The sequence below is a fragment of the Geodermatophilus chilensis genome (genome assembly GCF_002802985.1).
Classification (GTDB): domain Bacteria; phylum Actinomycetota; class Actinomycetes; order Mycobacteriales; family Geodermatophilaceae; genus Geodermatophilus; species Geodermatophilus chilensis.
In genome coordinates, this window is the sequence record NZ_NVPT01000345.1 from 1 (window position 1) to 1,540 (window position 1,540).

3 protein-coding genes are annotated in these 1,540 nt (G+C 70.4%); 1 reads left to right on the forward strand and 2 read right to left on the reverse strand.

The features are described from left to right. On the reverse strand, window positions 1-303 hold a 303-nt coding region (locus tag CNO22_RS28650; RefSeq protein WP_198588646.1), incomplete at its 3' end, for a 2-C-methyl-D-erythritol 4-phosphate cytidylyltransferase. A gap of 41 nt (window positions 304-344) precedes the next feature. Further along, complete coding sequence (locus CNO22_RS27030; protein WP_073418385.1) at window positions 345-827, reverse strand: CarD family transcriptional regulator; 483 nt, start codon at window positions 825-827, stop codon at window positions 345-347. Between the two features lie 155 nt (window positions 828-982). Between CNO22_RS27030 and CNO22_RS27035 the strand changes: the two genes are divergently transcribed. Beyond that, window positions 983-1,498: a UbiA family prenyltransferase gene (locus CNO22_RS27035; protein WP_232807399.1), complete on the forward strand. Its 516-nt coding sequence runs from the start codon at window positions 983-985 to the stop codon at window positions 1,496-1,498. The last annotated feature ends 42 nt before the right edge of the window (window positions 1,499-1,540 follow it).

Below are 1,540 nucleotides of genomic sequence, written 5' to 3' on the forward strand. Positions count from 1 at the left end.
CACCAGGACCGCGTCGGGGACGGGACGGGCGGGGTCACCCGCGGCGGCGAGGGCGGCCCGGACCGACGCCGTCCGGGTGGCGCCGCCGGCGACCAGACGCACGTCCGGTGGCAGGACGGCGGCGAAGGCGGCCAGCTCGTCAGGCGGCACGGCCACCACCACCTCGGCCACCCCGCTGCCGAGCAGGGTGTCGACCGACCAGGCGACCAGCGGCCGGCCGGCCAGCGGGACCAGCGCCTTCGGCCGGTCCGCCCCCAGACGCAGACCACTCCCGGCCGCTGCGACGATGCCGACAGCGTGCACGGGAGTGGTCTGGAGGTGCGGGGAGAACTCGGGGACCGACCTCAGCTGGCGAGGACCTCGTCGAGGAGCACCTCGGCCTTGTCCTCGTTGGTGCCCTCGGCGAGCGCGAGCTCGCTCACCAGGATCTGGCGCGCCTTGGAGAGCATGCGCTTCTCGCCGGCGGAGAGGCCACGGTCCTTGTCCCGGCGCCACAGGTCGCGCACGACCTCGGCGACCTTGTTGACGTCACCGGAGGCGAGCTTCTCGAGGTTGGCCTTGTAGCGACGCGACCAGTTGGTCGGCTCCTCGGTGTGCGGGGCACGCAGCACCTCGAAGACCCGGTTCAGTCCGTCCTGACCGACGACGTCACGGACGCCGACGATCTCTGCGTTGTCGGCCGGCACCCGCACGGTCAGGTCGCCCTGGGCGACCTTCAGCACGAGGTAGGCCTTCTCTTCGCCCTTGATGACCCGCGTCTCGATCGCCTCGATCAGCGCTGCCCCGTGGTGCGGGTAGACAACGGTCTCGCCGACAGTGAAGCCCATGTGTGTGTGACCCCTTTCGCTGTCCACAGGTTACCACGGCAGACTGGCGAACGGGACCGCCTGATTTCGTAAACCTGCAGGTCAGCGGCCAGAATGAGTACCCGGGAGGGGTTGACAGGAGCATGGTGGGTGTGCCTGCGGAACCGGCGCGACCCGTGACCGGTCTCCGTGCACTGGCCCTGGCCACCCACCCCGGGCCGACCGTGGCGGTCACCGCCGTGGCCGGCCTCCTGGCCCTCGCCGCCGGGGTGCCCGCGGACCGCGCGGCGCTCGTGACGGCGGCCGTCCTCGCAGGTCAGGCCTCCATCGGGTGGAGCAACGACTGGCTCGACGCCGACCGCGACCGCGCCGTCGCCCGCGCGGACAAGCCGGTCGTGCAGGGCACCGTCGCACCGGCGCTGCTGCGCACGCTCGCTCTCGGGTCGGCCGCCGCGGCCGTCGTCCTGTCGCTGCTGCTCGGCCCGCTCCCCGGGCTGCTGCTGCTCGTGCTGGTCGCCAGCGGCTGGGCCTACAACGCCGGCCTCAAGCGGACCGTCGTCTCGATGCTGCCCTACGTCACCGGCTTCGGGGCACTGCCGGCCGGGGTGGTCGCCGCGGCCGGCAGCTGTCTCTTATCCATATATCCGAGCCCACGAGACCGTCATAGATCTCGTATGCCGGATTCTGCTTGAAACAACTAATTATACACTAAATAAGAATCACATATTATACTA